7 protein-coding genes are annotated in these 7,099 nt (G+C 62.6%); all 7 read right to left on the bottom strand.

Annotation, left to right across the window (positions count from 1 at the left end; translation table 11 throughout):
* Positions 1 to 1,394: outer membrane protein assembly factor BamA (gene bamA, locus E8E68_RS01315; RefSeq protein WP_280339274.1), on the bottom strand; the 1,394-nt coding region annotated here is incomplete at its 3' end.
* A 73-nt stretch (positions 1,395 to 1,467) separates the two neighbouring features.
* Positions 1,468 to 2,820 (bottom strand): RIP metalloprotease RseP, encoded by a 1,353-nt coding sequence (gene rseP / locus E8E68_RS01310; protein WP_266034119.1) that lies wholly within the window; start codon positions 2,818 to 2,820, stop codon positions 1,468 to 1,470.
* Positions 2,821 to 2,891: 71 nt separating this feature from the next.
* Positions 2,892 to 4,082, bottom strand: coding sequence for a 1-deoxy-D-xylulose-5-phosphate reductoisomerase (gene ispC, locus E8E68_RS01305; protein ID WP_266034115.1), 1,191 nt, complete (start codon positions 4,080 to 4,082; stop codon positions 2,892 to 2,894).
* Positions 4,079 to 4,894, bottom strand: coding sequence for a phosphatidate cytidylyltransferase (locus E8E68_RS01300; RefSeq protein WP_266034113.1), 816 nt, complete (start codon positions 4,892 to 4,894; stop codon positions 4,079 to 4,081). Before E8E68_RS01300 ends, ispC begins: the two co-directional genes overlap by 4 nt.
* Positions 4,894 to 5,649 carry a polyprenyl diphosphate synthase gene (gene uppS, locus E8E68_RS01295; RefSeq protein WP_110746992.1) on the bottom strand — a complete coding sequence of 252 codons (756 nt, stop codon included), beginning with the start codon at positions 5,647 to 5,649 and terminating at the stop codon, positions 4,894 to 4,896. Before uppS ends, E8E68_RS01300 begins: the two co-directional genes overlap by 1 nt.
* A gap of 15 nt (positions 5,650 to 5,664) precedes the next feature.
* Entirely contained in the window at positions 5,665 to 6,222 is a 558-nt protein-coding gene (gene frr, locus E8E68_RS01290) for a ribosome recycling factor (protein WP_110746994.1), read from the bottom strand.
* Positions 6,219 to 6,962: a UMP kinase gene (gene pyrH, locus E8E68_RS01285; RefSeq protein WP_012270836.1), complete on the bottom strand. Its 744-nt coding sequence runs from the start codon at positions 6,960 to 6,962 to the stop codon at positions 6,219 to 6,221. Before pyrH ends, frr begins: the two co-directional genes overlap by 4 nt.
* Between the last annotated feature and the right edge of the window lie 137 nt (positions 6,963 to 7,099).

The raw sequence follows: 7,099 nt of genomic DNA, 5'->3' as shown, positions 1-7,099 counted from the left end.
TGGTATTCCGAACGGGTCAGCCCGATGGACACCTTGTTACCGGTACCGAGGAAGTTGCTCTGGCTGATCGAACCACCCAGGATCAGGCCCGCACTCTGGGCGAAGCCGACGCTGGCGGTGATCGAACCGGAAGCCTGCTCTTCGACGCTGTAGTTGACGTCGACCTGGTCGTCGGTGCCTGGCACAGGCGGGGTCTCGACGTTGACTTCCTTGAAGAAGCCCAGGCGCTCCAGACGGGTCTTGGACTGGTCGATCAGGTAGGTCGAAGCCCAGCCGCCCTCCATCTGGCGCATCTCGCGACGCAGCACTTCGTCTTCAGTCTTGGTGTTGCCGCGGTAGTTGATGCGGTTGACGTAGGCACGCTTGCCCGGGTCGACCACGAACATGATGTCTACCGTGTGGTCCTCGTCGTTCGGCTGGGGCACGCCGTTGACGTTGGCGAAGGTGTAGCCTTCGTTACCCAGACGACGGGTGATCAGCTCGGACGTGGTGGTCATCACCTTGCGCGAGAACACTTGGCCCGGCTGCACCAGCAGCAACGACTTGACCTGGTCTTCCGGCACCTTCAGGTCACCGGACAGCTTCACGTCGCGAACGGTGTACTTCTCGCCTTCGTTGATGTTGACGGTGATGTAGACGTGCTTCTTGTCCGGGGTGATCGACACCTGGGTGGAGGCGATGTCCATGTTGATGTAGCCGCGGTCCAGGTAGTAGGAACGCAGGCGCTCCAGGTCACCGGAGAGTTTTTCGCGAGCGTACTTGTCGTCGTTCTTGAAGAACGACAGCCAGTTGGTGGTCTTCAGCTCGAACAGTTGGCCCAGGGTTTCATCGTCGAACACGTTGTTGCCGACGATGTTGATGTGCTGGATGGCAGCGACGGTACCTTCGTTGATCTTGATCTTCAGCGCCACACGGTTGCGCGGCTGCGGCACCACCTCGGCGTCGACCTCGGCCGAATAGCGGCCCTGGGCCACGTACTGGCGCTGCAGTTCGTTACGCACGCCTTCGAGGGTGGCACGCTGGAAGATCTCGCCTTCGGCCAGGCCAGATTGTTTCAGGCCCTTCATCAGGTCTTCGGTGCTGATCGCCTTGTTGCCTTCGATCTCAATGCTCGACACCGACGGGCGCTCGACCACGTTGATGATCAGCACGTTGCCATCGCGGTTCAACTGGATGTCCTGGAAGAACCCGGTCTTGAACAGGGAACGGGTCGAGTCCACCAGACGGCGGTCATCGGCCTGGTCACCGACGTTCAGCGGCAAGGCACCGAACACGCTGCCGGCGGAAACCCGCTGCAGGCCGTTGACGCGAATATCGGAGATGGTGAAGGACTCGGCGTGAACTTCAGCGATCATCAGTGCGGACATGACCGCAGTTAGCAGCAGACGTTTCATGAAGTCCTTTTATTCCAACTGGCAATAAACAACCCACCGCGATAACACGGCAGGTTCGCAATTGAGCGAAGCTTTATAGTCGACCCAGATCGTTGATCAGGGCGAGCAACATCACCCCTATGACCAAACTGATACCGATCTGGACCCCCCAACCTTGCACCCGATCCGAGAGCGGACGACCGCGCGCCCACTCGACCAGGTAAAACAGCAAATGCCCCCCATCCAGTACAGGAATGGGCAGCAGGTTAAGAACCCCCAGGCTTATGCTCAGGTAGGCAAGGAAATTCAGGAAATCCCCGACGCCGGACTGGGCTGAAGCGCCCGCCACTTTAGCAATGGTTATCGGTCCACTCAAGTTTTTTACCGAGAGCTCCCCGAACAGCATTTTCTTCAGCGATTCAAGGGTCAGGACGCTCATGTTCCAGGTGCGCGACAAGCCTTCACCTACCGCATCCAGCGGGCCGTAGCTGACTTCACGGAGCATGTCGGCAGGCCATTCGCCGCCTTTTACCCCGGCACCCAGATAGCCACCAGCCGCCTTGCCCTCGCCTTTACGGGCCAGGGTTACCGGCACCTCAAGGGCAGCACCATCGCGCTCCACGCGCACTACCACCTTGGCATCCGGGCGGGCACGCACGCTGTCGACGACCTGCTGCCATTCGGTCACGGCCGCGCCATCGACTGCCAGCAGCCGGTCACCGGTCTTCAGGCCCGCAGCGGCAGCCGGCCCCTTGGGATCGATTTCGGCGAGCACTGGCACGATAGCCGGGCGCCAGGGGTGCAGACCGAGGGACTGGATCGGGTCCGGCTCATCGGCACCTTTCAGCCAGCTGTCCAGTTTCACCTGTAACTGGCGCTCGGCCGTGGCACCTTCGTCGCGCACGCCAACCTGCAGCGTGCCGCTCTCGCCGAGACGGCGAACCAGTTGCAGGTTGACCGCCGACCAACCGCTGGTCGGTTTGCCGTCGATGGATACGATTTCCTGGCCTGCGGTCAGGCCAGCCGATGCTGCCAGGCTGCCAGTATCGACCGCACCTATCACCGGGCGAATCTGCTGGGTACCCAGCATCGCCAGCACCCAGAAGAACAGGATGGCCAGCAGGAAGTTGGCAATAGGGCCCGCGGCCACAATGGCGATACGCTGGCGTACCGACTTGCGGTTGAACGACTGCCCGGCCAACGCTGGCGGCACATCGCCCTCGCGCTCGTCGAGCATCTTCACATAGCCGCCCAGCGGAATCGCTGCCACCACGAACTCGGTGCCGTGGCGGTCGTGCCAGCGCAACAGCGGCATGCCGAAGCCCACCGAGAAACGCAGCACCTTGACCCCGCAGCGACGCGCCACCCAGAAGTGGCCGAATTCGTGGAAGGTGACCAGCACACCCAAGGCCACGAGGGTGCCGATAATCATGTAGAGCGCTGTCATGTCCATCTCCGAATGATGTTCAGCGGGCCGGCGTCACGCGCGGGCACCTCACGAACCATGGCGGGCCTGCATCAGCGACCGTGACGCCTCAGCCACTCACGGGAAAGCTCCCGGGCACGCTGGTCGGCGGCAAACACCGCGTCCAGCGACGGCAAGGGCACGACGGGTTCCTGGCCGAGCACCTGTTCGATCATACTCGCGATCTCGGGAAAGCGAATACGCCGCCCAAGAAATGCCTCGACGGCCACTTCGTTGGCTGCATTGAGTACGGCGGGCGCACTGTTGCCAGCCTCGGCAGCCTGCCGCGCCAGGCGCAGGCAAGGGAAGCGTTGTTCGTCGGGCGACTGGAAATCCAGACGGGCGATGGCGAACAGGTCCAGCGGCGCCACGCCGGAATCGATCCGTTCAGGCCAGGCCAAGGCATTGGCGATCGGTGTACGCATGTCCGGGTTGCCCAGCTGCGCCAGTACCGAACCGTCCACGTAGTCGACCAGCGAGTGGATCACGCTCTGCGGGTGCACCACCACTTCGACCTTGGCCGGCGCGGCATCGAACAACCAGCAGGCTTCGATCAGCTCCAGACCTTTGTTCATCATGCTGGCCGAATCGACAGAGATTTTGCGCCCCATGGACCAGTTCGGGTGCGCACAAGCCTGCTCCGGGGTCACGTCCAGCAGGGCATCGACCGGCGTCTCGCGGAACGGGCCACCGGAGGCGGTAAGCAGGATCCGGCGCACACCCACGGCACTCAGGCCACGGGCATAGTCGCCGGGCATGCACTGGAAGATCGCGTTATGCTCGCTGTCGATCGGCAACAGTACGGCACCACTGCGCCGCACTGCGTCCATGAACAGCGCGCCCGACATGACCAGCGCTTCCTTGTTGGCCAGCAACACCTTCTTGCCGGCCTCTACGGCTGCCAGCGTCGGGCGCAGCCCAGCGGCACCGACAATGGCCGCCATCACTGCATCCACTTCTGACGCCGAGGCCACCTGGCAAAGCCCGGCCTCGCCTTCCAGCACTTCGGTGGTAGAGCCAGCCGCAACCAAGCCAGCGCGCAGCCGCTCAGCAGCCTCGGCGCTTGGCACCACGGCAAACGCCGGGCGATGACGCTCACACAATGCCAACAGCTCGTCGATACGCGAATAACCGCTGAGGGCGAACACTTGGTAGCGATCTGGGTGACGGGCAACCACATCCAGCGTGCTCAGGCCGATCGAGCCGGTGGCACCGAGCACGGTAATACGCTGCGGGCGACTCACATCACACCCCATTCGGCAGCCCACAACAGCACGGCAAAGATCGGGATCGCTGCCGTGAGGCTGTCGATGCGATCAAGCACGCCGCCATGGCCAGGCAACAGGTTGCTGCTGTCCTTGATGCCGGACCGGCGCTTGAACATGCTCTCGGTCAAGTCACCCACCACAGAAGCCATCACCAGCAACGCGGCGCCCAGCAGGCCCAGCAGAATCTGGCCAAAGCCCCAGCCGCGGCTGATGCCGACACCCAGGGTAATCAGCAAGCTGACCGCCAGACCTCCATACACACCTTCCCAGCTTTTGCCCGGGCTGACCTGCGGGGCCAGCTTGCGCTTGCCGAACGCCCTGCCAGAAAAGTACGCGCCAATGTCGGCGGCCCATACCAGCACCATGACCGAGAGAATCAGCCAGTTGCCCAGCGGCCAGTGCTTGAGCAGCACCAGCCCCTGCCAGGCAGGCAGCAATACCAGCAGGCCGATCAGCAAGCGGCAAGCGGCACTGGCCCACAGCTCGCTGGTACGCGGGTAGGTGAGGACCAGCCAGGTGGCCAGCCCCCACCAGATAACCGCAGCACCCAGCACCCACGGCGCCAGTTCCGGCAGGATGTATAGCAGCATCAGCGCCCCGGCAACCACCAAGGCATAGGCGATGCGCAGCGGCTGGGCCATCAGCCCGGCCAGGCGCGCCCACTCCCAGGCGCCGAGGGTCACCACGAAGCCGATGAACAGGGCGAAATCCCCACCGTTGAGCAGGAAGAAACCGCCCAGCGCGATCGGCAGCAGGATCAGCGCAGTAATGATGCGTTGTTTAAGCATTAAGCACGAGCTCCAGCCTCGACCTGCTCGCTGGTCTTACCGAAGCGGCGCTGGCGCGAAGCGAAATCGGCCAGGGCATTGCGCATGGCCTCGTGTTTGAAGTCCGGCCAGTACAGGTCGGAGAAGTACAACTCGGCATAAGCCAGCTGCCACAGCAGGAAATTGCTGATGCGGTGCTCGCCACCGGTGCGGATGCACAGGTCCGGCAGCGGCAGCTCGCCGGTTGCCAGGCAGGTCTGCAAAAGGCCTGGGGTGATGTCTTCCGGGCGCAGGTGCCCGGCTTGCACTTCCCGCGCCAGCCGCTGGGCGGCCTGGGCGATGTCCCACTGGCCACCGTAGTTGGCCGCGATCTGCAGGATGAAGCGGTTGCTGCCGGCGGTCTGTGCTTCGGCCTCGCGCATGGCAGCCTGCAGCTCAGGGTGAAACCGCGAGCGGTCACCGATGATGCGCAGGCTGATGTTGTTCTCGTTGAGGCGCCTGGCCTCACGGCGCAGTGCCGAGAAGAACAGCTCCATCAACGCACCCACCTCTTCGGCCGGGCGCTGCCAGTTTTCGCTGGAGAAGGCGAACAGGGTCAGCACCTCGACCCCGGACTGGGCACAAACTTCGATGACCGCGCGAACGGCGTCGACACCCGCCTTGTGCCCGGCAACGCCGGGCAGCAGGCGTTTTTTCGCCCAGCGGTTGTTGCCATCCATGATGATCGCGACATGACGCGGCACCGAGGACGGCGCCGCTGGCTTGGTCTTTTCCATTAAAAAACCCCGGCCTTAGACGGCCAACAGGTCCTTTTCCTTGGCTTTGTAGGCAGCATCGACTTCAGCAATGAACTTGTCGGTCAGCTTCTGGATTTCGTCCGCTGCGCGACGTTCTTCGTCTTCGCTGATTTCCTTGTCCTTGGTCAGCTTTTTCAGGTCGGCCAGGGCGTCGCGACGCACGTTGCGCACCGCCACCTTGGCATCCTCGGCAACGCCGCTGGCCTGCTTGGTGTAGCCCTTGCGGGTTTCTTCGGTCAGGGCCGGCATCGGTACACGGATGGTGGTACCAGCGCTGGACGGGTTCAGACCCAGGTCAGAAGTGAGGATGGCCTTCTCGATGGCAGCGCTGAGGTTCTTGTCGTGGGCGACGATCTTCAGGGTGCGGGCGTCTTCGACGGTGATCGCAGCCACCTGGTTCAGCGGCATCTCGCTGCCCCACGCAGTCACCTTGACACTGTCCAGGATGCTCGGGTGAGCACGACCGGTGCGGATGGACGCCAGGTTACGAGCCAGGGCCTCGATGGACTTGCCCATGCGCTCCTGCGCGCTTTTCTTGATGTCGTTGATCATGCTTGGCCTTCCTCGATCAGAGTACCTTCAGCGCCACCCACCACGATGTTCAGCAGGGCGCCAGGCTTGTTCATGTTGAATACCCGCAATGGCATCCCGTGGTCGCGGCACAGGACGATTGCGGTCAGGTCCATCACACCCAGTTTGCGATCCAGGACCTCGTCATAGGTCAGGTGATCGAACTTCTCGGCGTGCGGATCCTTGAATGGATCGGCAGTGTACACACCATCGACCTTGGTCGCCTTCAGCACCACGTCAGCATCGATTTCGATGGCACGCAGGCACGCCGCGGAGTCGGTGGTGAAGAACGGGTTGCCGGTACCGGCGGAGAAAATTACCACATCCCCGGAGTTGAGGTGGCGAATAGCTTTGCGACGATCGTAATGATCGGTGACACCGACCATGGAAATGGCCGACATGACCAGGGCCGGGATGTTCGAGCGTTCCAGCGCGTCGCGCATTGCCAGGCCGTTCATCACGGTGGCGAGCATGCCCATGTGGTCACCGGTAACGCGATCCATGCCGGCTGCGCTGAGCGCGGCGCCGCGGAACAGGTTGCCCCCACCGATCACCAGGCCGACCTGGACACCGATCCCTACCAACTGGCCAACTTCAAGGGCCATGCGATCCAGCACTTTCGGGTCGATCCCGAAGTCTTCCGAGCCCATCAGGGCCTCGCCGCTAAGTTTGAGCAAAATGCGTTTATAGCGAGGTTGGCGACCACTCACCTGCTGAGCCATTGCGAGTCTCTCCTGCGGCGTACTTTTAGAAAATTCGTGCGGGCTGTTTGCAGCCTGCTAACTGTAGCGTGGCACCGTTTTGGTGCCAGCGAAGAGGGCATCGGATAAACCCCCCTCCGCTTTGACAAAGAGGCTGC

The organism is Pseudomonas sp. BN607, assembly GCF_029871175.1.
Classification (GTDB): Bacteria; Pseudomonadota; Gammaproteobacteria; order Pseudomonadales; family Pseudomonadaceae; genus Aquipseudomonas.
The sequence above is the reverse complement of the archived record's forward strand: the minus strand, read 5'-3'. Positions and strand labels throughout refer to the sequence as shown.

Excerpts from the sequence above, each read along its gene's own strand:
- rseP (WP_266034119.1), bottom strand. The coding sequence starts at position 2,820 with ATGACAGCGCTCTACATGATTATCGGCACCCTCGTGGCCTTGGGTGTG.
- pyrH (WP_012270836.1), bottom strand. The coding sequence starts at position 6,962 with ATGGCTCAGCAGGTGAGTGGTCGCCAACCTCGCTATAAACGCATTTTG.
- E8E68_RS01300 (WP_266034113.1), bottom strand. The coding sequence starts at position 4,894 with ATGCTTAAACAACGCATCATTACTGCGCTGATCCTGCTGCCGATCGCG.
- uppS (WP_110746992.1), bottom strand. The coding sequence starts at position 5,649 with ATGGAAAAGACCAAGCCAGCGGCGCCGTCCTCGGTGCCGCGTCATGTC.
- frr (WP_110746994.1), bottom strand. The coding sequence starts at position 6,222 with ATGATCAACGACATCAAGAAAAGCGCGCAGGAGCGCATGGGCAAGTCC.